The organism is Cellvibrio sp. QJXJ, assembly GCF_024452345.1.
Lineage (GTDB): Bacteria > Pseudomonadota > Gammaproteobacteria > Pseudomonadales > Cellvibrionaceae > Cellvibrio.
Genome location: NZ_CP101662.1, coordinates 932,707 through 958,087, shown reverse-complemented (window position 1 = coordinate 958,087; position 25,381 = coordinate 932,707). Strand labels below are relative to the sequence as shown.

General features: G+C 45.1%; 23 protein-coding genes. 13 read left to right on the top strand and 10 right to left on the bottom strand.

Annotated features, from left to right (window positions below; translation table 11 throughout):
- Positions 1-6: 6 nt before the first annotated feature.
- A complete protein-coding gene (locus tag NNX04_RS04100) occupies positions 7-624 on the top strand; it encodes a tRNA-(ms[2]io[6]A)-hydroxylase (RefSeq protein WP_151057657.1) in 618 nt (205 codons plus the stop codon).
- 90 nt (positions 625-714) lie between these two features.
- Positions 715-3,189 carry a glycoside hydrolase family 9 protein gene (locus tag NNX04_RS04095; protein ID WP_261947609.1) on the top strand — a complete coding sequence of 825 codons (2,475 nt, stop codon included), beginning with the start codon at positions 715-717 and terminating at the stop codon, positions 3,187-3,189.
- A 79-nt stretch (positions 3,190-3,268) separates the two neighbouring features.
- On the opposite strand, the gene NNX04_RS04090 is transcribed toward NNX04_RS04095, so the two are convergent.
- Positions 3,269-4,816, bottom strand: coding sequence for a lytic transglycosylase (locus NNX04_RS04090; protein WP_007641144.1), 1,548 nt, complete (start codon positions 4,814-4,816; stop codon positions 3,269-3,271).
- 295 nt (positions 4,817-5,111) lie between these two features.
- Positions 5,112-5,966: a hydroxyacylglutathione hydrolase gene (gene gloB / locus NNX04_RS04085; RefSeq protein WP_261947608.1), complete on the bottom strand. Its 855-nt coding sequence runs from the start codon at positions 5,964-5,966 to the stop codon at positions 5,112-5,114.
- A 122-nt stretch (positions 5,967-6,088) separates the two neighbouring features.
- Here gloB and NNX04_RS04080 point away from each other — a divergent pair, with 122 nt between their 5' ends.
- The 7 genes from NNX04_RS04080 to msrA all read left to right on the top strand — a co-directional run bounded on the left by NNX04_RS04080 (position 6,089) and on the right by msrA (position 12,954).
- Positions 6,089-6,961 (top strand): class I SAM-dependent methyltransferase, encoded by an 873-nt coding sequence (locus NNX04_RS04080; protein ID WP_261947607.1) that lies wholly within the window; start codon positions 6,089-6,091, stop codon positions 6,959-6,961.
- A 38-nt stretch (positions 6,962-6,999) separates the two neighbouring features.
- Entirely contained in the window at positions 7,000-7,713 is a 714-nt protein-coding gene (gene dnaQ, locus NNX04_RS04075; RefSeq protein WP_151057664.1) for a DNA polymerase III subunit epsilon, read from the top strand.
- Positions 7,714-7,930: 217 nt separating this feature from the next.
- Positions 7,931-9,637 carry a pilus assembly protein gene (locus tag NNX04_RS04070; protein WP_191966431.1) on the top strand — a complete coding sequence of 569 codons (1,707 nt, stop codon included), beginning with the start codon at positions 7,931-7,933 and terminating at the stop codon, positions 9,635-9,637.
- A 2-nt stretch (positions 9,638-9,639) separates the two neighbouring features.
- Positions 9,640-10,515, top strand: a complete 876-nt coding sequence (gene nudC / locus NNX04_RS04065; RefSeq protein ID WP_261947606.1) for an NAD(+) diphosphatase — start codon at positions 9,640-9,642, stop codon at positions 10,513-10,515.
- A 21-nt stretch (positions 10,516-10,536) separates the two neighbouring features.
- Complete coding sequence (locus NNX04_RS04060; protein ID WP_007641151.1) at positions 10,537-11,187, top strand: hypothetical protein; 651 nt, start codon at positions 10,537-10,539, stop codon at positions 11,185-11,187.
- 66 nt (positions 11,188-11,253) lie between these two features.
- On the top strand, positions 11,254-12,339 hold the full coding sequence (sohB, locus tag NNX04_RS04055) for a protease SohB (RefSeq protein WP_261947605.1): 1,086 nt from the start codon (positions 11,254-11,256) through the stop codon (positions 12,337-12,339).
- A gap of 81 nt (positions 12,340-12,420) precedes the next feature.
- Positions 12,421-12,954 (top strand): peptide-methionine (S)-S-oxide reductase MsrA, encoded by a 534-nt coding sequence (msrA, locus tag NNX04_RS04050; RefSeq protein ID WP_261947604.1) that lies wholly within the window; start codon positions 12,421-12,423, stop codon positions 12,952-12,954.
- Between the two features lie 88 nt (positions 12,955-13,042).
- Here msrA and NNX04_RS04045 read toward each other — a convergent pair whose 3' ends face one another.
- The 3 genes from NNX04_RS04045 to NNX04_RS04035 all read right to left on the bottom strand — a co-directional run bounded on the left by NNX04_RS04045 (position 13,043) and on the right by NNX04_RS04035 (position 18,447).
- Positions 13,043-13,771 (bottom strand): Crp/Fnr family transcriptional regulator, encoded by a 729-nt coding sequence (locus NNX04_RS04045; RefSeq protein ID WP_007641157.1) that lies wholly within the window; start codon positions 13,769-13,771, stop codon positions 13,043-13,045.
- A 70-nt stretch (positions 13,772-13,841) separates the two neighbouring features.
- Positions 13,842-14,684 (bottom strand): response regulator, encoded by an 843-nt coding sequence (locus tag NNX04_RS04040; protein WP_007641160.1) that lies wholly within the window; start codon positions 14,682-14,684, stop codon positions 13,842-13,844.
- Positions 14,671-18,447 carry a PAS domain S-box protein gene (locus tag NNX04_RS04035; protein ID WP_261947603.1) on the bottom strand — a complete coding sequence of 1,259 codons (3,777 nt, stop codon included), beginning with the start codon at positions 18,445-18,447 and terminating at the stop codon, positions 14,671-14,673. Before NNX04_RS04035 ends, NNX04_RS04040 begins: the two co-directional genes overlap by 14 nt.
- A gap of 601 nt (positions 18,448-19,048) precedes the next feature.
- On the opposite strand from NNX04_RS04035, the gene NNX04_RS04030 reads away from it, so the two are divergent.
- A complete protein-coding gene (locus tag NNX04_RS04030) occupies positions 19,049-19,558 on the top strand; it encodes a hypothetical protein (RefSeq protein WP_007641163.1) in 510 nt (169 codons plus the stop codon).
- Positions 19,559-19,656: 98 nt separating this feature from the next.
- Here NNX04_RS04030 and NNX04_RS04025 read toward each other — a convergent pair whose 3' ends face one another.
- From NNX04_RS04025 to NNX04_RS04005, 5 genes are all read right to left on the bottom strand, one after another.
- The gene (locus NNX04_RS04025; protein ID WP_261947602.1) at positions 19,657-20,076 is read right to left on the bottom strand and encodes a PRC-barrel domain-containing protein; all 420 of its coding nucleotides are present in this window, start codon (positions 20,074-20,076) and stop codon (positions 19,657-19,659) included.
- A gap of 296 nt (positions 20,077-20,372) precedes the next feature.
- Positions 20,373-20,744: a DUF883 family protein gene (locus NNX04_RS04020; protein WP_151057680.1), complete on the bottom strand. Its 372-nt coding sequence runs from the start codon at positions 20,742-20,744 to the stop codon at positions 20,373-20,375.
- A gap of 149 nt (positions 20,745-20,893) precedes the next feature.
- Positions 20,894-21,319, bottom strand: a complete 426-nt coding sequence (locus tag NNX04_RS04015; protein WP_261947601.1) for a DUF2934 domain-containing protein — start codon at positions 21,317-21,319, stop codon at positions 20,894-20,896.
- Between the two features lie 24 nt (positions 21,320-21,343).
- A complete protein-coding gene (locus NNX04_RS04010; protein WP_261947600.1) occupies positions 21,344-21,712 on the bottom strand; it encodes a Rho termination factor N-terminal domain-containing protein in 369 nt (122 codons plus the stop codon).
- A 97-nt stretch (positions 21,713-21,809) separates the two neighbouring features.
- Positions 21,810-22,325 (bottom strand): DUF4142 domain-containing protein, encoded by a 516-nt coding sequence (locus NNX04_RS04005; protein WP_261947599.1) that lies wholly within the window; start codon positions 22,323-22,325, stop codon positions 21,810-21,812.
- Between the two features lie 398 nt (positions 22,326-22,723).
- Here NNX04_RS04005 and NNX04_RS04000 point away from each other — a divergent pair, with 398 nt between their 5' ends.
- Genes NNX04_RS04000 through NNX04_RS03990 form a run of 3 tightly spaced genes read left to right on the top strand, consistent with a single transcriptional unit; the run spans position 22,724 to position 25,321 of the window.
- Entirely contained in the window at positions 22,724-24,073 is a 1,350-nt protein-coding gene (locus tag NNX04_RS04000) for an MGDG synthase family glycosyltransferase (RefSeq protein WP_261947598.1), read from the top strand.
- The gene (locus NNX04_RS03995; protein WP_261947597.1) at positions 24,070-24,648 is read left to right on the top strand and encodes a YkoP family protein; all 579 of its coding nucleotides are present in this window, start codon (positions 24,070-24,072) and stop codon (positions 24,646-24,648) included. Before NNX04_RS04000 ends, NNX04_RS03995 begins: the two co-directional genes overlap by 4 nt.
- Entirely contained in the window at positions 24,623-25,321 is a 699-nt protein-coding gene (locus NNX04_RS03990; RefSeq protein ID WP_261947596.1) for a polysaccharide deacetylase family protein, read from the top strand. The genes NNX04_RS03995 and NNX04_RS03990 overlap by 26 nt, the downstream gene beginning before the upstream one ends.
- The last annotated feature ends 60 nt before the right edge of the window (positions 25,322-25,381 follow it).

Below are 25,381 nucleotides of genomic sequence, written 5' to 3'. Positions count from 1 at the left end.
TACTTTATGAATGCTCTCACCAAAATCCAGCAATTTCTGCACTGCGAAACCCCCGATGCTTGGGTAAAAAACGCTTTGGACAACCAAGCATTGTTACTGCTTGATCACGCCAACTGCGAAAAAAAAGCGGCATCAACTGCGATTAATTTGATGTTTCGCTACGTAGGCGATTTTGACATGATGAACAAAATGTCGCGCCTTGCCCGCGAGGAGTTGCGTCACTACGAACAGGTGATGGCAATTATGAAGGCGAGGGGCGTTAGCTATGATCAAATCACTCCTGGCCGTTACGCGGGTGAGCTGCGCAAATTAGTGCGTACTTCTGAACCCGGCCGCTATATAGACACCCTTATCTGCGGCGCCATTATCGAAGCTCGTTCCTGCGAACGCTTTGCCAAAGTTGCTCCATTTTTGGATGAAGAGCTGCAAAAATTTTATCTATCGCTGCTGAAATCCGAATCTCGTCATTACGAAGATTATTTAGTTCTCGCCAAGCGAGCAGCAGAGGGCGCGGATATTTCTGCAAGAGTGCAGGAGTTTCTTGCGTTGGAAAAAACCTTGATTGAAGGTAGTGATGAAGAGTTTCGTTTTCATTCGGGAGTTGTGAACTCCTTTACTGCGTAAACCTCCGTTATTAAGTGTAAATCTAGTATACCAGTATGTTATGTGCAAATAGACTATAAGTCTTCTGCTAATAATAAACTGGAGATTCACATGGCATATCAACTCGGTCAATGGCGAGGTTTGCTCGCCGTTTTATTTATTTCTCTCACTTTGCCGGTTCAGGCAAAAGACGACCTTACTCTCAACGACAAAGACTATTTCGAAAAACCCGGCTTGAATGTGCTGGTGTTTAGCAATTGGTATGACGGGCTTTTTAGTGATTCCAAAACCAGCGGTGTTGAACTAATTCATCACGGTGAGCGCACCGTTACTAACGGTGATGTGCGCTTGAATGCGACGCCGGAGCAGTGGGATATGACGCCCATGTTCAAAGAGCGAAAAGTGAATCATGCCGATCAATCCATTGAAGCGTTTCTCCATTATCCCGATCAACAGTTTGATTTTTCTATCAAAGTTACTAAAAACGCTGAAGGTGTGCGCTTAACTGTTAACTTGCCAAAACCGCTACCAAAATCCCTTGAAGGCAAAGCCGGGTTTAATCTGGAGTTTTTGCCAGCGGCTTATTTCCATAAGTCATTTTTGATGGATGAAACGGCGGGCGGTTTCCCGGTTTATCCCACGGGTTTAAAAGAAATTAATAACAAAGCTGATCCTGTTGCGCTCGCGCAAGGGCAGCATTTGGTATTTGCTCCAGAAGATAACGAACGTCGTGTGAGCATTCGTTCTACCAGTGCAGTGCTTGAACTTTATGATGGTCGTGGCAAAGCGCAAAACGGTTGGTTTGTGGTGCGCAGTAAAATTCCGGCGAATAAAACCGGTGCGGTAATCGAATGGCAAATTGATGCGGCGACTGTGAAAAATTGGATTCGCAAACCTATGATTGCTCATTCGCAAGTGGGTTACCATCCCGCACAGAAAAAAGTCGCGGTGATTGAATTAGATGCGCGCGATAAAAAAGTTCACAAAGCGAGTTTGGTAAAAATTAATGCCGATGGCACGCGCAAAACAGTGCTAACTGAAAAACCCAAAAGCTGGGGCAAATATTTGCGTTACGAATATCGCCAATTTGATTTCAGCAAAATTCAAACGCCGGGTTTATATGCCATCACTTATGGCAAGCAGGAAACTCATAGCTTCCGCATTGATAAAGCGGTTTATCAAGCCGCATGGCACCCCACATTGGACATGTATTTGCCGGTGCAAATGGATCACGTAACGGTTAATGAATCCTACCGTATATGGCATGGTGCATCGCATTTGGACGATGCCTTGCAGGCGCCAGTTAACATTGAGCATTTTGATTTGTATGCGCAGGGGCCAACAACCGACACAAAATACAAACCCGGTGAACATATTCCTGGTTTAAATATCGGTGGTTGGTATGACGCGGGCGATTACGATATTCGCACTCAGACGCAATACGACGTGGTGAATACGCTCGTCACTGCGTGGGAAACCTTCAACCTGAAACGTGACACCACCAGTGTGGACTACGCCAGAAAATTTGTTGATCTTCATACAGCGGATGGCAAGCCCGATGTATTGCAACAAATCGAACACGGAACACTGGCGTTGATTGCGCAACACCGTGCAATCGGCCACGCAATTCCCGGTATTGTAGAAGCGCATATTGACCAGTACCACCATTTGGGCGATGGCATCACCAAAACAGATAATTTAATTTACGATCCCAAAATGGGTGAGCTGGAAACTGACGGCTTTAAAAGCGGTAAATTTGATGACCGCTGGGCATTCACCAGTAAATCCTCTTCGTTAAATTATGGTTCTGCTGCTGCGCTTGCAGCTGCGAGCCGTGCGTTAACAGGATTCAATGATGAGCTTGCCAAAGAATCTTTGGCAACGGCAAAAAAGGTCTGGGCAGATGAGGCCGCCAAAGCGCAGCCGGACTTGTTTAAACACGGTAATACTACCGGTGGCAAACTTGAGCATGAAAAACTTAAAGCAGCAACGGAATTATTAATCACCACTGGCGAAGCTAAATACGTTCAAGCAATTGAGAAGCTTTTGGGTGAAGTTGAGTTTGCGTTTAATGCCTCCTGGTTTATTCGTGCTATTCCCCATATGAATGCCAATTTTAAATTGGTTTTGAACAACAAAGCATTGGCTTACCGTGAACAGCTGAAGGAAATAGAATCAAAAAATCCTTTCGCCGTACCTATTACTGAAGGTGGTTGGGCTGGCAGTGGTGCAGTGATTCGTCATGCGTTGAATAATTATTATATTCACAAGGCATTCCCGGATGTGGTTAGTCGTGAGTCGGTATTGCAGGGATTAAACTTCCTGTATGGCACGCATCCTGCGCATAACCTATCGCTTGTATCTAATGTGGGTACTCGCAGTAAGGAGGTAGCTTACGGCATGAATCGCGCTGACTTCTCATTTATTTCGGGTGGGATAGTGCCGGGTATTCTTGTGCTCAAGCCTGATTACCCTGAGAATCATGAGGATTGGCCTTTCTTTTGGGGGCAAAACGAGTATGTCGTTAATCTGGCTGCTAGTTATATCTTCCTTGTTAATGCTGCCGAAGAATTATTAAAGGAATAGTAAATAACCTATGACCCAATAAAAAAGCCGCAATTTCAAATTGCGGCTTTTTTATTGGGTGTTGATTTGGTTTTTACAATTAATTTTTGGCAGATAAGAAAATAGTTAATTCTTGACCAGGGTGAATATAGCTTTCATTTTTCACTTTGTTCCAGCTCAGAATATCTTGTTTAGATACAGAGAATTTGTTGGCGATCTTATTCAGTGTGTCACCACTTTTTATTTGGTAAGTGATTTTATTGCCATCTTTCTGTGCTATCGCCTTGTCGGCAATCAGTAACTTTTGGCCTGGCTTGAGTTTGGCGTTTGCACTCAAATCATTCCATTGCAGCAGGTTTTTAACACTGGTGTTGTGGCTTTTTGCAATAGTCCAAAAACTGTCACCAGACTTAACGGTGTAATGAATGCCGGTGTTTTTTTGATTGCGCTGGGCAATTTCCTGCTCGGCTTGAATCGCATAAGGAGAATTAACCGGTGTTTGGCCGGGAATGCTCAGGCTTTGACCGACTCTTAAATTCGTAGACTTGAGATTGTTGGCCGCTTGGATGGCAGCAACGCTGGTGCCGTAGCGTTTGGCCAGTGCGCCCAAGGTATCGCCGGATTTCACTTTGTAATCACCAGCAATTTGCATGGGCTTAATTTGGGGGAGCTTGTCGAGTGTTAGGGTGAACTGCGCAGCATCTGCCACGGGTACCAAAAGCTGATGTGGACCCGATGGGTTGGTAATCCAACGGTTATAGCCTGCATTGAGGTTACGCAATTCTTTTGGATCTATCTCTGCCATGCGTGCTGCCTGTGCCAAATCTACAGGAGTGCTTACATTGACAGTGGTGAAGTAGGGGTTGTTTGGTATGGCTGCTAATTCAAGATCGTATTTAGCCGGGTTGGCGACAACCTTGGAGAGGGCAATCAACTGCGGCACATAGGACTGTGTTTGCTGTGATAGGGGTAATGACCAAAAGTCAGTGCCTTTTCCTTGCTTGCGATTTCGTTCAATGGCTCTGCGCACAGTGCCTTCACCAGCGTTATAAGCGGCGACAGCTAAAAACCAATCGCCATTAAACATAGTGTTCAAGCGCTTGAGGTAGCGGACGGCTGCATCTGTGGAGGCAACTATGTCTCTTCTGCCGTCATACCAGTGGTTTTGAGTAAGGCCAAAATTGCGGCCAGTTTGAGGCATGAATTGCCATATTCCCAAGGCGCGACTGGGGGAGGATGCAAAAGGGTCGTAAGCGCTTTCTACGATGGGAAGGAGTGCAAGCTCCAAGGGTAAATCGTTGGCTTTTAATTGGCTGGCTACATAGTGCAGGTAGGGGCGGCTCTGTTGAGTTACCCGATCCAGATAACGCTGATTGTTTGCGAGCCAGCGCAAATTTTTGTTAACTTTTTCATCGCTAACGGTTGGCAGTCCATAACCTTTAATAATGTCATCCCACAGATTTGTGGCTTCTATTGTTTCGGTCGGTTTTTTTACGGCATGCTTTTCGGTCGATTTTTTTACCGTTTTGGTTTTAGCTTCTGCAGTTTCCTGATTTTTATCGGGAAGGCTGCTACAGCCAGTTACCAGTAGGGTGGCGGTGAGCAATAAACTGGTGGACAATCGAATAAGAGGGCGCGGTTTACTCATAGGGTCACTTTTTGCTAGGTGCTTTTGTGGTGTTTAGTTTTCTATACGCTTGTTGGTATAGGGTTTTCACACGTGTTAAAGCCTGTTTATTAAAGCAGCAACTGACAAATCTTTAGGTTATTCATCCTATAAATTGGTTGAATTGCTGCTATTTAGTGATTGCCTTTGCCCTCCTTGGGGCTGCGGATTTCGGATTCTAGGGGCTCAATACTTACTGGTCAATGTCTAATCTGGAATAACAGTGGTACGTCACAGCTGTATTGAGAGCTGGTTTTGATGCCAGATTCGAGAGTAATTACCTTTGCGGCCAGTTATCTTTTGCTTTACGAAGTAAGGCAAATATCTCGACTTCATCCTTCACAACCCGGTTTTCTCGGTTACAAATGAAGTTTTTGATGCCAGGTTCTTGACAGCGTAAAAACGGATTCGTTCGTTTTTCAAGCAAAATATTGGTTGGTAAGCTAATACCATTGTTGCTGCGTAAGATCTCAATTGCTTCATAACGCGCCGCAATTTCCGGGTTGTCGGGTTCTACTGCCTTGGCAAAGGCCAGATTTGCTAGCGTATATTCGTGTGCACAGTAGACTTGGGTGTTATCAGGTAGCGCAGCCAGCCGACAAAGTGATGCCCACATAACATCGGCCGGGCCATCGAACATTCGGCCGCAACCTGCCGCAAATAGTGCATCGCCGCAAAAAATGGCCGGAAGTTTGGGGGCGGTATTACCACTTTGGTTAGTGGCTGGAAGGTAATAGGCGATATGTTCAACCGTGTGCCCAGGTACACCTATTACTTGAAACTCCAATGGAGGCAGCTTAAGTCGATCTCCATCTTTCAGTTTGTGGGTGACTTGAGAGATTGCCGGCGAGTCGGGGCCGAATACCGGTACTGGCCAATGTTGGAGTAGTTCATTAATCCCGTCGATGTGATCATGGTGACGGTGGGTTACCAATATGGCCTTTGGCTGCAATTCGTGCTTTTGTAAATAACCAATTACCGGCGCCGCATCCCCCGGATCGACCAGATAAACAAAAGGTTGATGAATATCAGGTCTTATTACCCAGAAATAATTATTTTCTAGCGCTGCAATGGGTGTGATTGTTATCACTTGGTAGGTCTCCGCTTCACTGTGGGTAAATTCTACGCCCATCAAACCATCAGGGCTAATCGGCCAATTGCTCTGCCGTGCGTGCGCTTGTGGTAAATTGATTCAATCTGTTTGGGGCGGCGTTTTTTACAGGAGTAACTAATGCCTGCAAGTGAGGTTAGTGAATGGACAATAAGATCAAAAAAGTACCGCACCGCTTGATGATGCGTTTATCGGTGATGTGGAAAAAACGCTTTGGTGTATTGCCGATGCGTGAATCTATTGTCGATTTGTCGGACTGGTTTGAGTCGCCACTAGGGCGCTCCTTGCTCCAGCAGGAGCGGCTGGTTATTGATGATGCATTGCAGTGTGTATTTGGTTACCACTTGCTACAACTGGGTGTTAGTGGTCGCGTTGAGTTATCAGGTGAAAGTCGCATTTCACACCGGTTTTTATTGCATCCTAAAACCGAGTCCACTACACCTGCCATCGGCGCGCTGGCGGATTTCAATCACTTGCCACTGGCGGCCGAATCAATTGATGCGGTAATTTTGCATCACGCGCTGGATTACAGCCAAAGCCCTCACCATTTATTGCGTGAGGCCGCACGTGTGGTAATCCCGCGCGGACATTTGCTGGTGGTGGGTTTTAACCCTTGGAGCTTGTGGGGATGTTGCGCCAGCCTGCTGCGTTTTTTTACTGCCAAGCCTCGCTGGCGTTTCCAGTATTTGCGCAAGGGGCGCTTGCTCGACTGGCTTGCACTGGTGGATATGGAAGCCGTTGCGGTCTATCAGGGCTTTTATCGCCCGCCAGTACCCAATGAGGGCGCGATGAAATATTTGCAATGGCTGGATCGCTGGGGTAAAAGACTGCGCTTGCCTTGGGGTGGCTTTTATTTGGTGGTTGCACGCAAGGATCACATTCCGTTAACGCCCATTAAACCAGCGTGGCAACAATATCGCCCACTGCGTGGTTTGGCAGTTACGCGTATTCTCGGCCCTGCAGTACATAATCGTTTGCGCACCGGTTTCGCGGTGAAAAATGCCACTCCCCGATAACAGCTCGAGTGAACTCAAGAAAAACAGGTTAAAGCTAAATGCGTCAAATTGTATTGGATACCGAAACTACCGGCCTGGAAACATCCCAGGGGCACAGGATTATCGAAATAGGCTGCGTTGAACTATTCAACCGCCGGTTGACTGGTCGTCACTACCATCAGTATATAAATCCCGAGCGGGAAATTGATGCGGGCGCGCAAGCGGTGCACGGTATTAGTAATGCAATGCTGGCAGATAAGCCTGTGTTTGCGCGTATTGCGGACGATTTTTTGAACTTTGTCGGCGATGCCGAGTTGGTGATACACAATGCCGCGTTTGATATCGGCTTTATCAATTACGAATTAAATATGTTGCGCCCAGGGTTTGGCTCAATTGCTGAGCGCTGCCATGTGGTTGATACCTTATTAATGGCGCGCGCCAAACATCCAGGCCAAAAGAACAATTTGGATGCGCTTTGTAAGCGTTACGGCGTAGACAACTCGCAGCGTGAATTACACGGCGCTTTGCTTGACGCCGAGATTTTGGCTGATGTCTATTTATTGATGACGGGCGGCCAGACGGCGTTATCTCTCGGTGGCAACCAATCAAAAGAAGATGGTGGTGATGATCAAAATCAATTGCGCCGGCTTTCTGCGCAACGGAAAAGTCTGCCTGTAATAATGGCGAGCGTTGATGAGTTGGAGTTGCATCAACAGAAACTGGCAGCCATTGCCAAGGCCAGTGGCGATAACTGTGTGTGGTTGCGGGAATAACGCTTCAGCATTCCCCGTTGTCCAGATAATAAGCAACACCGGATATGCAAATGAGAAATATTCGGCAGTCTCAGGCTTGGCTAGTGCTTATTTAAGCTGCCACGGTGAAATAGCGCCAAACATGGTATAGAGTCAATCTACCCGGATACGAGTAGATAGCGGCGAGCAGCCTGCGTTGCTCGGCCCCACTAAAATAGATCAATGCCAGGAAGTTATCGTGAGCACAACAGAAACCTTAAATCTTGCTTCACTAAAAATGGTTCAGGACGAGTTGGTTGCAACTATTGAGCAATCAGCTGTTCGTTTGGAGCAATTTGCACAGGACCGGAACAACGGTGAATTGCTGCAAAACTGCATTGAGGGCATCAAGCAAATTCGCGGTATCCTGAGTTTGATTCAGTTGCGTGGCTTGGATTTACTGGCTGATGAACTTGTTACCCATATCACCGATATCACCTTGGGTGATGACCCTAAAACTGATGCCAAGCTGGAGCTGTTGACCTCCAGCTTTTTTATTCTGCCGCGCTACCTTGAGTATTGCTCGCAGACAGCACGCAGCATGGCGATGCTACTTATCCCGCATATCAATGAGCTGCGTGTTGCGCGCAAAGCAACACCACTACCGGAAAGCTACTTTTTCCCCTTGGCTAGTGTTAAATGCCATCGCCACCTCACAGTTACAGCACAACAGCTACCAGAAGATTTGAGCGTGTTGGTGCGTCGTTTGCGTCACATGTACCAAACGGCTTTGTTAAATGTACTCAAGTCAGTTCAAGTAAACCCATCATTGGCAATGATGACTCGCGCACTGCAGCGGCTTGAGGCTGCAGCGGCAGGTAGTGCGCTGAGCAATTTTTGGTGGCTGTGTGGTGCAACACTCGCGGCAATCGGCGAAAAAAATATGCGCCTCACTAAAAGTCGCAAAATGGTTTTCAGTGCAATTGAGCGCGAAATAAAACGTTTTCAGTTTGAAGGTAAAGCGGTACTTGAACGCGAAGTCGATCAGTCGCTGCAAAAAGAATTGTTGTACCTCTTGGCGCTTGCTCATTCAGAGCAACCTCACACGATTGCCGTTTTGGCGGCTTATGGTGTTGGGCCTATCGGTTATACCGAGTCTGAATTGGCGCGCGAGATGGAATTCCTAAATGGCCCGAGCGCCAACACCATCAGCTCCATGGTCACTGTATTGACTGATGAGTTACATAGCACCAAAAATATTTTGGAGCGCGCGGCTCAAGGCGGGGCAGAGCTACTGAATGACTCTCCAGAGCTGTTGGAAACCCTGAAAAAAATCGCTGATATTTTATCAATAGTTGGCTTGGTTTCACCCAGCAATAGCCTTAAGCAAGAAATTGAAAAAATCGCCCAATGGCAAGCGAGCCGTAGTGCAGTGACTGCAGATCAATTGCTGCAGGTGGCGGATACCATGTTGTATGTCGAAAGCACAATCGCCGGTTTGCATAATGCCAATTTGTCTGATGATAAATTAGCGCAAATTAATGCCTTATCGCGCGATGCGGCCATGACCAACAATCAAATCGCGGAAGCTGAAAAAATTGTTATCGATGAAGCTGAAGTTGGGTTGGCGACGGTAAAACGCGCGCTGAGTGCATTTGCGGAGTCCAATTACGATAAGGGGCATATTCGCAATATTCCCGGCATTTTGGATTCGGTGCGCGGTGGTATGTTCGTGTTGGGGTTGTCGCGCGCCGCGAAAGTGTTGGCCGGTTGTATGCGTTTTGTGGAGGATGATTTATTGGCCGCGGAGCAGCAGCCTGCTGTACAGCATTTGCTTGAAACCTTTGCCGATGCGGTTATCAGCCTTGAGTATTATCTGGATGCGCTCAAGTTGAATAAAAATGCAGATACCGCGGTACTGCAAATTGCTGAGGAAAGTTTGCAGGCCCTTGGGTACAACATCTAATTATGTCCATTGAGTTTGATCTCACATCATTTGAATTTCATGCCAACCACATAGCGCCGGCTGCAACTCGCAACCGGCGTTTTATTCTTGTAGCCACTTCGAGCAATCTGCGTTGTGATTTATTGTTGTGTTGCGCGGGCAAATTAGTATTAGCTGATGCAAAGACCGCTGCGCTACCCGAGCTTTCCATTCTCAGTGAACACTATTTAGGTTTGCTTGCCGGTGAGGATCTGTGGGTCAGGGTTGTTGACGGTGGCCATTTGCCGAAAGGTTATGAATGGCTGGGGCTGCGCTCACAGCTGGAAATCTTATCGCCCGCCTATTTTCAGTTGGCTGGTCGCGCACTGCAAATTGCTCAGTGGTTTTATGATCATCAATACTGTGGCCGCTGCGGCCGTCCAACACAGCAAGATGAAGCTGACAGGGCCACCTGTTGCGGGAACTGCGGCTTACGGTTTTATCCGCGAATCTCACCTTGCATGATTGTGCTGGTAACTCGCGGCGACGAAATTTTGCTCGCACATCATCAGCGTGCGTCACGGGTTGTTTACAGTACCCTGGCAGGTTTTGTTGAGGCGGGCGAAAGTGTGGAAGACTGTGTGCGCCGTGAAGTCATGGAGGAGGTGGGTATCTCCGTTGGGGAGCTTCATTACTTTCACAGCCAACCCTGGCCATTCCCTGCACAACTGATGTTGGGCTTCTTCGCCGCCTATGAATCCGGGGACATAAACGTTGACCCCAAAGAAATTATAGATGCCAAATGGTTCCGTTATGATGAGTTGCCGACTGTCCCGGCAGAGGCTAGTGTAGCGGGGCAGCTCATTGCACATTATGTGCACCAGCGTCAGCAGAACTCCTCAACCACCAACAATAATTAGCCGCTAAACAGGTAGCTCCCTATGATTTTCACCTTGCTCGCGTTCTTTATTGCCTTGATTGCTATTTTTATTGTTTACAAGGCTGGGAAAATGCTTTGGCAAAACTCCTGGTTTGTAGGTTTTTGTCGCGGTCTGTTTGGGTTTTTCTTGATTGGGGTCGCCGCGGTGGTCGCGGTGATGGCATTTGATTTGTACAGCTACAAGCAAGTCCTACAAGAGCAGCCAGTAGCGACCATTAATTTTGACAAAATTGAAGAGCAGCATTACTTTGCGGTGCTCTCCGACAAAAATGGTCGGGAACAGCGTGTTGAGTTGCGCGGTGATCAGTGGCAGTTGGATGCGCGTATTGTTAAATGGAAAGGTTATTTGGCTGGTTTCGGTTTAAAACCGGCGTATCGCTTGGAACGGCTCAGTGGCCGTTATTATGATATTGAGCAAGAGACTACTGAAAAGCGCACAGCACACAGTGTTCATCCGAGTTTGTACGGTGTTGATGTATGGCAAATAATTAATGATCATCCTGAATGGCTACCGGTGGTGGATGCAGTTTATGGTTCAGCCACTTATTTGCCGATGAAAGATGGTGCGTTATTTGAAATCAGCTTGTCCAATACCGGCTTGGTCGCGCGCCCTGTGAATCAGGTGGCTCGCGATGCGGTCAGTGTTTTTTAGTAGCGAGTGTGTTGACGATGAACCGGCATGGTGTCGGTTCTTTACCTAGTTGTATGGAGTTATCTTTTGGAATTTTTAGCAGAATACGGGTTATTTCTTGCCAAGGTAGTAACCTTTGTGGCCGCCATATTGGTTGTGGTGGTTTTAGCGGTTTCACTGGGTGGTCGTAATAAAAAGTCGGACAAAGGTCATATAGAAGTCACCAAGCTCAATGAGAAATTTGACCACATGCGTGACACATTACGTGATGCCATGATGGATGACGACGCTTACAAAGAATTTGAAAAAGCGGAAAAGAAACGCCTAAAAGAAGAAAAGGCAGAAAAGAAAAAAGCAGCCAAGTCCACCGAAAAGTCTAAAGCTGAAGCAACTCCCGATGCGGCCACCTCTGCTGATAAAAAACGTATTTTTGTCCTCGATTTTTATGGGGACATAAAAGCATCAGAAGTGGATTGCTTGCGCGAAGAAATCAGCACTGTATTAACCTTGGCCAAGCCAACCGACGAGGTGGTAGTTAAAATTGAAAGCGGCGGCGGTATGGTGCACAGCTATGGCTTGGCTTCCAGCCAGCTTATTCGTATTACTAACAAAAATATCCCGCTCACCATTTGTGTAGATAAAGTCGCTGCCAGTGGCGGCTATATGATGGCCTGTGTTGCCAACAAAATTGTCGCTGCACCCTTTGCTATTCTGGGTTCTATTGGTGTGGTGGCACAATTACCAAATTTCCATAAATTGCTTAAGAAAAATGACATAGATTATGAGATGTTTACGGCCGGCGAGTACAAGCGCACCGTGACCATGTTTGGAGAAAATACCGAAAAAGGTCGGGCTAAATTTGTAGAGGAACTGGAAGATACACATGTGTTGTTCAAAGAATTTGTCAGTGAACATCGCCCGCAAGTTGATGTAGTCAAAGTTGCAACGGGTGAAGTTTGGTTCGGGCGCCGCGCCAAAGATGTCAACCTGATTGATGAAATTCAAACCAGCGACGAATACCTGTTTGCCCAGGCGGAAACTGCAGATATTTTTGAAGTGGAATTTACCTACAAGAAATCCTTACCTGAAAAGTTGGGTTTTGCAGCGCAAGCTGCAGTGGATAGATTATTAATGACATGGTGGGAGCGGCTGAATATTAGCCGCTGGTTCTAATCCGATTTTCCAATTAAAAGCGGTGCCTGAGGGCACCGTTTTTATTTGAAGATCTAACATGAGTTAGTAGGGGTTAAATAAATGACTGTTCGGAACATAGTGCTTGGTGGTGGTTGTTTTTGGTGTATTGAATCAGTTTTCAATAACATTATAGGTGTTCATTCGGCTGTGTCTGGTTATGCCGGTGGGCAAGATGATCATCCCACTTATGAGAAAATCTGTACGGGTAACTCAGGGCACGCCGAAGTGGTGAAGGTTAGTTACGATTCATCGGTGATTAGTTTGGAAGAGTTGTTAAAGGTATTTTTTACTATTCATGACCCTACCACCTTGAACAGGCAGGGTAATGATATTGGGAGCCAATACCGATCTGTAATATTTTATAATAGTGAAGAAGAGCGGCAGGTGGCAGAACAAATGATTACGGATCTCAATAGGCAGGCTATATTCCAAAATAAAATTGTTACTCAACTTGAGGAGCTTAAAACATTTTTCCCCGCTGAGGATTACCATCAAGAGTATTTCAAAAAAAATCCGGGAAATCCCTATTGTCAGTATTCGATTCCTCCCAAGAAGAAAAAGATACTTGAAAAATTTCCTGATTATTTGAAATAGTTGATCAAATTCAATTTTTGGAGATGATTGCTCAACGTTTCCTTGAGCGCTGTATAAGAAGATATAAACCGAATACTTCGGTCCACAGCTAACGTACACTCGACATGAGCCGATGGAACTCTTCTTTTACTACTGAATAGCATTCACAGACGCTGCGTTCCAGTTTTTGCCGATCTAAAACGGATATGTGACCACGCCGATAACGTATGCAGCCGGCATTTTGCAGGTTTTTCGCAGCTTCTGTAACACTTTCCCGGCGCACACCGAGCATATTAGCTACTAATTCCTGCGTCATTAGTAACTCCCCCGACGGAATGCGATCTACCGTCAACAATAACCAGCGGCAAAGCTGTTGTTCCACTGTATGGTGGCGGTTACAAACCGCTGTCTGAAACATTTGCGTCATCATTGCCTGGGTGTATCGCAATAAAAGTCGTTGCATTTTTCCAGCAGCGCTAAATTCTTCTTTCAATATATTTTGATCTAGACGGTAGGCGTGGCCCGCTGTTTGAACTATGGCGGTGTTTGGTGTGGTGTTTCCGCCCAATAATATAGGTAGCCCTAACATACCTTCATTGCCAACCTCGGCGGACTCGGCGCTGGCACCGGTATCCATAATATACTGCAATGAAATAATGCTCGTTGTGGGAAAAAAGGCGGATGTGATGTTTTGATTTGGCCCGTAAAGTACGTCACCCAATTTCAAATTCACCGGCTCAAGGTTTTTACTCAGCCGATTAAGCTCATCTTGTTCTAGTGCTGCAAGAATAAAGTTGTGCTCGGGTTTTTGAGGTTCAAGGTTGATATTTTTAGTCATTGGTATTCCTTCTTTAATAAAAATATTTAGTTCGTTAAATATTTTTTAAACTAGAACTAACCTTTTCCAGTTAAGGCATTTCTTTGCACTGTATTCCAATTCCGCGATAGCCAATAAAACGGCTGGTGTGATCAAACATAGGGGTGCCGCTGACCCGGTAAAAATTGCGTTCACCGGTGGGTGTTGTGCGGCTGAATGAAAAATCGATAAACGGTTGGCGTGCGGCGATAATCTCTTGTAATTCTTTGCGTTCGTCTTCATTCCATCCTGTTAGTTCTTTATTGTTGGTGGAGTAGGTGTCCAGCTCATTATCGGAGAATGAATCCACTTGAATTCCCAGCATTTCCAATACAGGGCCTGATACTTTGGTGAATTTTCCATTTTCATCCTGTTCCCAATACCAGTCAGATGCCAGTTCGGTAAGGCTGCGAAAGCGCGCTTCACTTTCGCGTAATTCTGCAGTGCGTTCTTGTACCGTTTCTTCCAGCAGGCGGTTGTAATCGGCCATTTTTTTATACAGCAAACGAACCTCAAGCATGTTGTGAATTCGTGTTTTAACTTCCACCACATCAATTGGTTTGCTGATGAAATCTTTCGCTCCACATTCCAGTGCCCGCAATTTGTGGCCCGGCTGTGCGGTCAATACGATAACGGGTAGGTAGTCATTCTCCATGTTCACTTTCAGACATTCCATTACCTGAAATCCGTCCATTTCCGGCATTTGTAAATCAAGCAAAATTAAATCGTAAGAATTTTTTCGGTAAAGCGATCCCACCTCCGTTGGGTTCATTGTAGAACTCACATTGGTATAGCCTGCATCACTGAGCAATGTTTCCAGCAGAGCCACATTCGCTTCTTGATCATCAACAATTAGAATGCTGGCATTAAGAATATCTTGCTTAGTTATGTTCATGCTCTGTCCTCTTGTTACGCGTGGTTGTTTTTATCTGTGTAAGCTCGCGTGCGTCATCGAGCGTGCACAAAAATTCGTTAATTCGAATGGGTTTAGTGAGATAGCGAAAAAATCCTGCTTCAAGTCCATTTTCAATATCGTGGGGAATGGCGTTGGCACTCAAGGCAATAACTGGAATGTGAGATGTTAGTGGGTCTTGGGCAATTACTTTGAGCGCCTCAATGCCACTCATTCCAGGCAAATTTATATCCATGAGTATGATGTCAGGTTGCGCCAAGCGGGCCATCTCAACACCCGCAAAACCGTCGCGTGCGGTTAGCAGGCAAAAATCAGTTTGTGCTGCCATTATGTCCTCTACCAATGCAAGATTGGCCGGGTTATCCTCTACATAGAGCAGGGTGCTTTTTGATGAGTTATTTTGTTTGTGAGGTTTGGGAATCAGTAGAGATTCATTATTAACCGATACTTTGCGAATATCTTCACCCGGCAATAATTCGATGGTGAATACAGTTCCTTTTCCCATTTCGCTTTTAACAGAAATATTTCCATTCATTAATTTTATTAGGCGTTTGGTCATCACTAAACCTATACCGGTTCCTTCTTCGTTACTATTTTCTTTTCCAAGGCGATTAAAAGGTTGGAATAACTGTGAAAGTTGTTCTGATGATAAACCTTCACCTGTGTCCTCTACATTAATTCGTACAGACTCTGCTCCACGTTTTTCACAGGTTACTATTACTTTTCCGCTAGGGCGGTTGTATTTGATGGCATTGGATAGAAGGTTAATAAGCACTTGTTTTAAACGGGTATTATCCGCTTTCACGGTAAATACTGAATGGAATTCAGGGAAGTTCAAGGTGATATTGCGGCGCAGTGCTTGCGGTTCAACCATGGCTTTGCATTCACGCATAAGTTCAGGAAGTGAAATAATTTCCATCGATAAAGAAAGTCGGCCGGACTCGATGAGAGTAAGGTCCAGAATTTCGTTAATTAAATCCAGCAGGTACCATCCTGCTTGAAGAATTTGTAATACGCTGCGTTTCTGCGCAGCAGTGATTGGCGGGTTACTGGCATCGATTAGTTGCGCAAACCCCAGAATTGCATTTAATGGTGTGCGGAGTTCATGGCTCATATTGGAAAGAAAATCGGATTTTGCACGGTTAGCTTTTTCGGCCAGATTTTTCGCCTTGTTTAGTTCAATATTATTTTCCAGCAATACCTGATCAAGACGTTTTCGTTCTGTAATGTCTATCAGCATATTTATGCCGCCAACAATGTTACCGGCGGTGTCGCGCAAAGGGGTCGGGTGGGCCACAAAGTTTACGCGGGATTTATCCGGTCGCTCGGCAATTGCTTCCACACCAAAGAGGGCGCGGCCTTCTCTCAGAGCGATTGCCATGGGACATTCGTCGTAAGGCATGGGTGATCCATCGGAATGAAATAAGCGCAACTCTTTGCACCACTTGTCACTTCCCAAGTCCGGTATACAACCCGAAAAATCAACTGCAGTCTGATTAAAATGTGTGAGCTTACCCTCGGCATCAGTGGCGTATATGGCGACGGGGAGTGCGTTAATAACTGCGCGCAAATGACGTTCACTTTCCCTAAGCGTTTCTTCCGTTCGTTTAATGTCAGTAATATCAAGATTGGTGCCCACAATTGATTCGACTTTGCCTTTTTCATCCGTGCGCAAGGTTTCAACAGAGCGAATATGGCGAATTGCGTTGGTTCCGCTCTGTTTGATGCGGAATTCTCTGCTACCTCCTCTTTGCATATGGATTGCTTTATCCCAATTTTCCTGTTCGATTTGGTCGTCGGGTAAAAGATGTTTTGGCCATACGTCGCGATTTACAATTCCATCAGGCGTGGGCTCTAAACCGTAAATACGGAACATTTGTGTGTCCCAGCGCATGCGGTTATTGGCGAGGTTTAATTCCCATATGCCTACACCGGTCGCCTCGGTTGCCAAGCGAACCCGTTGGTCACTTTCGCGCAGTGCTTGCTCTGAAACTTTTCGTTGCGTAACGTCGGTAAATAAAATTGCGACTTTATTGTTGCTTTGTTTTCCCAAACGGCAAGTGTAGATATCGAACCAGCGCTGAATGGATGAAACCTGGTATTCGAAGCGAATGGGTTCTCCGGTTTGCAGTACCTGATCGTAAACCGCAAATAGATCGGCGCCCAAGTCGGGAATGAATTCGCTTACGTATTTTCCTTGTGCATTTTTAAAGCCGCTATGTTTTTCAAAGGATGGATTTATTTCGAGGAATAATTGATCGACTGGCTGGCCATCCTTGTAAATAATCTCGGCTACACAAAACCCTTCGTCGATTGTTTCAAATAAATTCCGGTAACGATATTCAGATTCAAGCATTAAGGCTTCTGCGTGTTTGCGCGCTGTTATATTGCGTAATACGCAGGCTAAATAACGTTCTCCGCCCAACCGCATTTCATTAACGGCGATCTCCAGGGGTAGAAATTGCCCGTCTTTTTGCTGCCCGATAACTTCTTGAACAATTCCCCGGCTACGCTCTTCAAGCGAGGTTTGATAATAATCAAGAGCACCTTTAGAACCATCCAATTCTGGAACAAGGATGCTTATTTTTTCACCTACCAATTCTGCCGCTTTGTAACCAAAGATCTTTTCGGTTGCTGTATTTACGCTTTCAATTATTTGGGTGCGCGCATTAAATGTAACAATTCCATCTATTACCGTATCCAATATCGTTTTAATTCGCGCTGTACTATCGAGCAGGGCTTGTTGCGCCGCATTCTCTGCGGTGATGTTGCGGAACACCAATACCGCCCCAATAATCTGGCCGTCGCGGTCGCGAATTGGCGCACAACTATGAGCGATATTGTATTCAGTGCCATCCGGTAACATTAATAAATTATTGTTTCCGCCTTGGGTGGAGCCATGCAATAGTGTTTCTAATACGGGGTTTAAGATGGGATCGCGTGTTTCTTTATCCACAATGTGGAAATACTTGCAAATTGAGTTGCCTGCAGCGACCCCAATAGTGAAGGTTGTTAACTCTTCGGCAACATGATTCATTAAGGTCACAGAGCCTTCACAATCCGTTGCTATAACCGCATCTGCGATGGAATTAAGCGTTACCTCAAATTTTCTTTCGCTATCTTGTACGGTGATATAAGCCAGGTTTAATTGTTGGTTCATGGCTTCTTGTTTGTCTAATGAACGTTTTGTTTCCAAATGGATAAGGTTCATCAAGCGCTGGTGAATATTGCGATAGATTCCATAAGCAAACGCTTGCGCAAACAATAATAAAAATATACTTACTAACACAATAAAGGCAAATAGATAACTCATGTATTTGCGATGTTCGCTTCTGTAGTGCTGAAGCTTATTGTTTTGAAGCTGTTGATACTCATTGAGTGCGGTGCGCAGGTTATTCATCCGCTTGGTGCCTTCACCATTGGTAAACCGCAGGATGATATCGTTTGAATGTTCCTTTCCACTATCTGAAATGGTGGTCTCCAAAAAATCCAATTCTTCTTTTATATGGTGGGCAATTTTATCTACTTGTGACTTTGTCTCTGCTGTGCTGGATATTGCACGTAAACGCCTAATTTCATTTTCTATGGTGTCTTTGGTTTCTAAATAGGGTTTTAGGAATTGTTCATCATAGGTCAAAATGTATCCACGGGTTCCCATTTCAGAATCAACTAAGAGCGATATTATTTTTTGTGCACTGCCAATAGCCAACGTGGTTTTCATGCGCACATTATCGGCTGTTTTCATTTTCTCAAAAAACCAGAAAAGTGTTGCCGCTATAGCTATTACGATAATAGTGGGCACGCTGAGTAAAAACATATTCCTTCGCGTAACTTTTGCTTTCATAAAATTTACTCTACTACATCGTCACAGGCTCACTATCCTGATGTTGGTGGCTCTGTTGGGGGAATAAGATTTGCAATCTGCTATTTCTGTGATTATGACGATAAAGAATAATCAGCTGTCTTGAAGGACGCTTCTGTGTATTGGAAGAGATTAAATTAACCCCTCTGATTACTGGAGGGAGTATGTGGCGCGTTAGATTACAGATGATCCGGCGAATAACAATTTAGGTCTGTTGGGTAGTTAACATATCAATAACCTCGATCCATTCTGCATAACAATATTCGGTACTTTTGAATCTACTTCACATTATTTGAATCGAGAGGTTTAGTGATAATTGAGTTATGAGAGTTCGATTTTTTGTTGATAGTTCAATTTTTTTTATTATTCCATGTATGCACAGAAAAAATTACCGCAATAAGTACGTAAACGTACAGATAAATATTTGTTTGCAATATTAAAATGATGCATTGCACGCCATTCTATACTTACAGAAAAGGAGAAAATGATGGAAACTTATCGCCATTATGTGTCCGGTGTTTTTGCGCATCGCGATCAGGCTGAAAAAGTGGTTTCGGAATTGGTGGTTGCGGGTTTGCCACTGGAACGCGTACATCTTTTTGATAAAGATTCTGCGCCTCCTGCACATACTTCAACAGAAAGCAGTGATGTCGTGTTGAAAGACATTGTTGTGGATGGCGCAATAGGAACCGTAGTTGGTACGGGCGTGGGGGCTTTGCTCACAGTAGCAATGGTTGCGGCTAACGTTACTTTATTTGTTGCAAGCCCACTGATTGCGCCTTTGGTGATGTTGGGGTGGGGCGCCGGTATAGGGGGATTTGTTGGTGCGAGTGTGGGCGCCGCCGAAAAAGCCAAACCTTTATCGGCACTCGTACATGATGCAATAGTGAATGGAAGCCTGGTTGTTGTGACTGAAACTTTATCGGCGGAGGAAACAGAATCCGCGGCACAAATCTTCAAGGCTGCGGTGGGCGATTACACTGATGCTGTATGAATTAGCACTTTGCTATTAAATGGAAAGCACTCTGTTATTAATAAAAAACCCTCGTTAATACGAGGGTTTTTCTGTGAGGCTGGCAATAACCAATATAATTAATCGCGCAAGCGAGTCTCATAAGGTTTGGTGCCGTAATAAGTATGCAGATTGTTAATGAATGTTTTATCAGCCAAATCCGGCCAGTTGTCTTTATCAAACCCAGGCGCATTCTGCAGGCGCTCTTTGTCAATGTCGAGCAAGAAGCGTTTGTTTTCAGTGTCGAGTTTTAATGCGCTCCAGGGCACCGCAAATAGTTTTTCGCCCATACCCAGAAACGAACCAAAAGATAACACGGCGTATTCAATATTACCTGTGCCCACATCCAGCATGATTTCTTTAATGTCACCAATATCTTCTTCGGCCAGATTGCACACATCATTACCTATCAAGGTGTCCGCACCCATTAAACGTGGCCCGGGGCCATTGTCATAGGTATTTTTATACATGCCATAAGTGTCGCGAGTTTCGTAGTTCATGGTGAAGTCTCCTGCTAGTTAACGTGAATAAAGCGAGTAAAACGAGAGGCAGCTAAAAAGTGCTTTCGTGTAGCTGGACTATATAAGTGGGAGTTGATTTCATCTGTACGAAAGTTAACACAGCAACTAAAAGCTTTAAAATTTAATAAAAAGTTTATTTGGTTTTTAAAATAAAAATTGGTTTAGTTTTATTTTAATAAACGAACGGAAAAGATCTGAATAAATATCACTATGAGTTGGTAGATGGTGGGATGGCTGACGTAAAAATAAAAGAGGGGTATTTACCCCTCTCATGTTTATCTGGTGGATTTTTGATCATGGTGCGCGAGCAAAACTCCAAGTACAAAGCTAACTACCGCACTCGTACCTATGACAGTCCAGGGTTTCTCGTGTACATATTCGTTGGTGCTTGTCGCGGCTTTATTGGCTTGTTGGAGCGCGGTTTCGCTGGCGCTAGCAATGAATTTTTTAGCGCGATTAATTCTTTGATTAATCATGACTCTTGCTTGCGCTAGCTCATCGCCCGTTAGCGACGCGGCGTGTTTAACCAGATTTTCCAAATCATCGATACATGTTTTAAATTCATCGACAATATCTTGGTACCTTTCAGGTATTTTTTCTTTGCCGTTGTTGAGTTGAGATTTTGAACTATCAGGTAGTGTAGACATAGTAATCACCCTTTAGATTGAAATTTCAGAAAGTTTTAAATCCCGGCAGGTTTTTGTATTGGTGCTGCATTACCCGCCTGTGATTAATACTAAATATTGAATGGGTTTTTGGTCTGTGTGGCACCCAACTTATCGATAAAAACACGACGTTAACGTCGTATGGATTTATTTTCTTGCTGCTGCATGCGCCCGTAAGGTTGTATCGGCTGATCGGGGTTGCCGGGCTGCACCGGGTCAGTGGGGTGGATGGGTTGAGGCGGCGGGGTTGGTGATATATGCGGTGGCGGTTCGGTCGGTGATATAGGGTCCACGGGGACGTTGGGTTTCGCGGGTTGCTCAGGTTTGGGAGGTGCGGGCTCAATTTCCGGTCTTGGGTTGGGGTCAAACGGTTCGTCCGGGGCAATTACACTTTTTATCTCGCTGGTGGTTTGTTCCCCCGGAAAGGTGTTTCTTTGCGCTTCGGCTAGTTTGCATGCCATTTCCCAGTGTCGGTATTCGTGACCAACAGGGCAGCCTTCGGATTCCCAAATTTGGTGGGCAAATTCACGGATTTGTTGTTCATGATGTGGGTTCATTGTGAAGTTCTCATGGTTGGATTTTTAATGTCGTCGCAGCGCTTGTATAAGTTCTGCTTTGTTCATGGAAGAGCGACCGCTAATATTTTTTTGTTGTGCCTTGGTACGTAGTTGAACAACGGTTTGTGTTTCCAGTGCATTTGGTTCTGCTTTGGCCAGTTTGGTTGCAACTGCATTTTTGGCTGAATCTTTACGCGCAGCTTTCTTTTCTTGTGCGGACATGGTCGTGCCCGAACCTTTTAATTCGCCACCACCTGATTGCTTGTTGACCGTAGCCCAAGCAATCTCTTCTGCTTTTTCAGGGGAAAAGCCTTTTTCCTCATAACTTTCTTCTATATGTTTTGCTTTGCGTTTTTGCTTTGCGGTATATTTTTCTTTGCTACCCGTCGTCATAAACAGCTCCCCCACATGCAGGCGCCAATTCGTTTGAGTTCGTAAATGCGCTGCCCTGCAGGCAGAGTGTTTGGCTGCAAGCAGGGCGCTGGCGGAGTTAGTCGCTGTCGTGTGCTGCTGCTAATTCTTTCGCCATTGTTAAGTGATGCTGCAGTTTAGGCAGTGTTTGTTTCGCAAACTTTGCAATTTCCACATCGTCGGAGATGGCCGCGCGCTGGAATAGCTCTATTGAATCCTCGTGAGCCTCAACTTGATTTTCCGTATAGGCTTCATCAAAGGAGTCGCCATCGCGCTGTTCAAGCATGAATTTTTTAGCTTTGGTGGTGAGTGCTGCTTCATCTGATACATCCAGTTTCTTTTGGCCAGCAATACTGGTGAGCTGAATGTTTACTGCAGAGTGGTCGGTAATCATTTGTTGGGCGAAATTTTGAATGTCGAGTGAGGTTGACTTTTGCAGGGCGAGTTTCGCATTTTCTACTTCTGCAATTGACTTGGCAGATGCCTCCTCAACAAAATCCTCCGCATCAATTTTATCAACAGCAAACGCCAGGCTGGATGCTGCACCAAAAATAAAAATCAAGGTTGTACTGGAAAAAATGTTTTTAATATTCATTGTTGAATACCTCTTTTGAATTAATCCTTAAGGTTAAGGCAAGTAGCAGTGAATGCTGGTACCTGCCACTGACTGATTCTGAATAACAATATTTTGCTTTTCGGTGTGGTATCTAACCTATGGGAATAATTTTTGAAAAAGTATTGTATTTTCCATACAGAAGTTTTTTGAGATAAGCAGGTTTTTACTCAGGAATTAAGGAAATAAGGTGTAGCGAAGATTTAGGTGCCATTGCTGAGTATGGCGCTATGTTGTGTAGCGTACAGAAGCGGATTTGTTCGCTGTTATATCGTGCGCCAATAATGCACAACCATAGCTTATGTGGGGCTCAGCCGCTGTTCTTGGCTGAAAGGCGTTGTGTGTCTATTCAAACCAGGAACTTTTAGAAAGGAAATATTATGAAGTGCTTATTTCTTACCTCTAGCCCCGGATATGGACATACCCGGGCTGCAGAAGCAATCGACGCGGCCCTTCGGTGCCGTTATCCGGATATTGAAACGCAATATTTGGACATTACCAGCCTTATCGACCCACAAGTAAGCGAGGCAATTCAAGGCGGCTACTTGCGGATGACGGCTGAGCAGCCGGATTTGTATCAAAAACTCTATGATTTGGATAAAAATTTCTATCGCCAGCTTGCGGGAAAAATACCGGCGGATAATGCCTTGATTGAATTTTTAGCGCAGCAGCAACAGCAATTTTTTCCGGAAGCCGTCGAGCGCTCCCATTTTACGCTGCCGGTGTCTTACAAAAGTCTCGACAGCGCATTGTTTAATACTTTAATCAACAGTATTTGTAATCGCGAAAAAATTCCTGCCGGGCGTCTGCTTTTGCAGGGTTTGCTTGGTTTGATATATAACATTTTGGCCTCGCGCTTAAAAAAATTCGTGAACGAATATGCGCCTGATTTTTTGATCGCAACCCAAATGTATCCCAATGCATTGTTGGCGCGTTCAATTGAAAAAGGGGCGATTACCCAGCCGGTAATTGGTGTGTTAACTGATTACGGTACACACGGCCTTTGGGTTCGTAATACAACCAGCTTATATTGCGTGAGCCATGACGAAGCGGCTGAATCACTGCGCCGTAAAGGCATAGCGGAAGATCGTATTTGTGTAACGGGTATTCCGTTAATGCCTGCGTTCACCAATATTCCCACGCAAATAAAAGCCCAGCAGGATCTGGGCCTCAATCAACAACCGACCATTTTAATAACCGGTGGCCAGTGTGGTATTGGTGTGCTCGATACCGTTAAACGGTTGCTTGACGATGAATCGCTTAATTATCAAGTGCTGGTTACTACCAGCAACAATACTGCTGAGAAAAAGGTATTAAAGGCGCTTGCGCTGGATTATCCATCCCGTTTTCGCGTGTTTGGATGGTGTGATGACATTAGCCATTTAATCTGTGCTGCCGATGTTGTAATTGGTAAGCCCGGTGGATTAACGGTGAGCGAAACCCTCGCATGCGGGCGACCATTTATTGCTACCTGTTGTTTGGGCGGGCAGGAGATGCACAACGTGCAATTTTTGCGTGAGCGAGGTGCCGGGCTTCTGGTTGAGTTAGACCAATTGCCTCAAACCCTGCGCGAAATATTTAGCAATGCAGAGCGTTTGGGGGATATGAAACGAAATGCCTATCGTTTGGGGCGCCCCAACTCGGCCCGCGAATTGGTAGTGGAAGTGGAAAGAATTCTGCGTAAGAAAGAAATGGCTTATTTAGAGGAAGTAAGTTTGGGTGAGCTATGAAAAAATCATTATTTTACCGATTTATGTGTTGGTACGATGGTTATTGGCGCCGCAAACATGGCGTAGAAAAATTCGACGAGCTATTAAGTTTTTCTTTCGAAAAATTTTCGGGTAAGCGGCGCGTAATGAATGATGGAAGTTGGATTGAGCCCGGCGACTGGCTAATCATTTTGCATTTTAATCATGAATGTTTTATCGGTTCCTCCGCTAACCCTCAGCACTCTATTCGTAATGCCTTGCATTTTCGCAAGCTATTGCTCTCCTCGTTGGGGAAGTTGGCCAAGCACATTGATGAAAATGAAAAGTTTAAGCGAGTTAAAGTGTTGCATGGAATTAGCTGGTTACCCCCTCACGGAGAAAGATTGGGGTTTTTAATTGAACCGAAACCCAATTCAATTTTTAGCTTTTTTCAAGCCTTGTATTTTAAGCTATTATTAAAAGTCTTTTTCCCTCATGTTGCTGTATCCGGAAAAAAACCAATACAACCTTATGCTTATTGGTTAACTCGTCGTAATTTACTTAAATACTTTTCCCCGGACTCGCAAGAAAATGAACTTCTTATTGCCCAAAAGTAAACGCGGTGAACTGCAGCCTCTGCCGCATTTACTTTTGCCGCCGCCCATTCGTACTATAAGCCACCTTAATAAATTGGGCATTCCAAATGTCCATGCACGTTATTCTATTTGTTTAACATTCGATGATGGCCCCGATCCAATATACACACCCAAAATACTTGAGGTATTGGCAAACCATAATGCAAAAGCCACATTTTTTGTATTGGGTGAAGCTGTGGAACAGTTTCCCGGTTTGGTATATGAAATTTTGAAAGCGGGTCATGGGATTGGTAATCATACCTACAGCCACAGTCATCCGTGGATGATGTCACCTTTGCGTGCGCAGCAGGAAGTTAGCAAAACTAACAGCATAATTAAGTCGATTACTGGAATTACACCCCGGTGGTTTCGTCCACCTTTTGGGCGTTTGCGTGCAGCGATGCGCAGGCAGGCACATCTGGAGGGGATGACGACGGTTTTATGGAGCCGTAGTGTTATCGATTGGGGCATGCTAGGCACTAAAGCGGGCATCGCCCGGCGGCTCGAAACCATTGAGCCGGGTGACATTGTACTAATGCATGATGGAAAGCGTGAGGCGAATAACCCGGAGTTTACGATTGAATGCTTGCCAACATTTTTGCAGTCTCTGGGTGAGAAAGCCTTGGGTGCTTGTACGTTGGATGAGGTTTTTTGATTAACATAAAAATTCTGTTTTTTTAAGTTTGTTGTAACTGTGAAAAATATTGGTTTGCGC

Excerpts from the sequence above, each read along its gene's own strand:
- NNX04_RS04100 (WP_151057657.1), top strand. The coding sequence starts at position 7 with ATGAATGCTCTCACCAAAATCCAGCAATTTCTGCACTGCGAAACCCCC.
- NNX04_RS04095 (WP_261947609.1), top strand. The coding sequence starts at position 715 with ATGGCATATCAACTCGGTCAATGGCGAGGTTTGCTCGCCGTTTTATTT.
- NNX04_RS04090 (WP_007641144.1), bottom strand. The coding sequence starts at position 4,816 with ATGAGTAAACCGCGCCCTCTTATTCGATTGTCCACCAGTTTATTGCTC.
- gloB (WP_261947608.1), bottom strand. The coding sequence starts at position 5,966 with ATGGGCGTAGAATTTACCCACAGTGAAGCGGAGACCTACCAAGTGATA.
- NNX04_RS04080 (WP_261947607.1), top strand. The coding sequence starts at position 6,089 with ATGGACAATAAGATCAAAAAAGTACCGCACCGCTTGATGATGCGTTTA.
- dnaQ (WP_151057664.1), top strand. The coding sequence starts at position 7,000 with ATGCGTCAAATTGTATTGGATACCGAAACTACCGGCCTGGAAACATCC.
- nudC (WP_261947606.1), top strand. The coding sequence starts at position 9,640 with ATGTCCATTGAGTTTGATCTCACATCATTTGAATTTCATGCCAACCAC.
- NNX04_RS04060 (WP_007641151.1), top strand. The coding sequence starts at position 10,537 with ATGATTTTCACCTTGCTCGCGTTCTTTATTGCCTTGATTGCTATTTTT.
- msrA (WP_261947604.1), top strand. The coding sequence starts at position 12,421 with ATGACTGTTCGGAACATAGTGCTTGGTGGTGGTTGTTTTTGGTGTATT.
- NNX04_RS04045 (WP_007641157.1), bottom strand. The coding sequence starts at position 13,771 with ATGACTAAAAATATCAACCTTGAACCTCAAAAACCCGAGCACAACTTT.
- NNX04_RS04040 (WP_007641160.1), bottom strand. The coding sequence starts at position 14,684 with ATGAACATAACTAAGCAAGATATTCTTAATGCCAGCATTCTAATTGTT.
- NNX04_RS04035 (WP_261947603.1), bottom strand. The coding sequence starts at position 18,447 with ATGAAAACAGCCGATAATGTGCGCATGAAAACCACGTTGGCTATTGGC.
- NNX04_RS04030 (WP_007641163.1), top strand. The coding sequence starts at position 19,049 with ATGATGGAAACTTATCGCCATTATGTGTCCGGTGTTTTTGCGCATCGC.
- NNX04_RS04025 (WP_261947602.1), bottom strand. The coding sequence starts at position 20,076 with ATGAACTACGAAACTCGCGACACTTATGGCATGTATAAAAATACCTAT.
- NNX04_RS04020 (WP_151057680.1), bottom strand. The coding sequence starts at position 20,744 with ATGTCTACACTACCTGATAGTTCAAAATCTCAACTCAACAACGGCAAA.
- NNX04_RS04015 (WP_261947601.1), bottom strand. The coding sequence starts at position 21,319 with ATGAACCCACATCATGAACAACAAATCCGTGAATTTGCCCACCAAATT.
- NNX04_RS04010 (WP_261947600.1), bottom strand. The coding sequence starts at position 21,712 with ATGACGACGGGTAGCAAAGAAAAATATACCGCAAAGCAAAAACGCAAA.
- NNX04_RS04005 (WP_261947599.1), bottom strand. The coding sequence starts at position 22,325 with ATGAATATTAAAAACATTTTTTCCAGTACAACCTTGATTTTTATTTTT.
- NNX04_RS04000 (WP_261947598.1), top strand. The coding sequence starts at position 22,724 with ATGAAGTGCTTATTTCTTACCTCTAGCCCCGGATATGGACATACCCGG.
- NNX04_RS03995 (WP_261947597.1), top strand. The coding sequence starts at position 24,070 with ATGAAAAAATCATTATTTTACCGATTTATGTGTTGGTACGATGGTTAT.
- NNX04_RS03990 (WP_261947596.1), top strand. The coding sequence starts at position 24,623 with ATGAACTTCTTATTGCCCAAAAGTAAACGCGGTGAACTGCAGCCTCTG.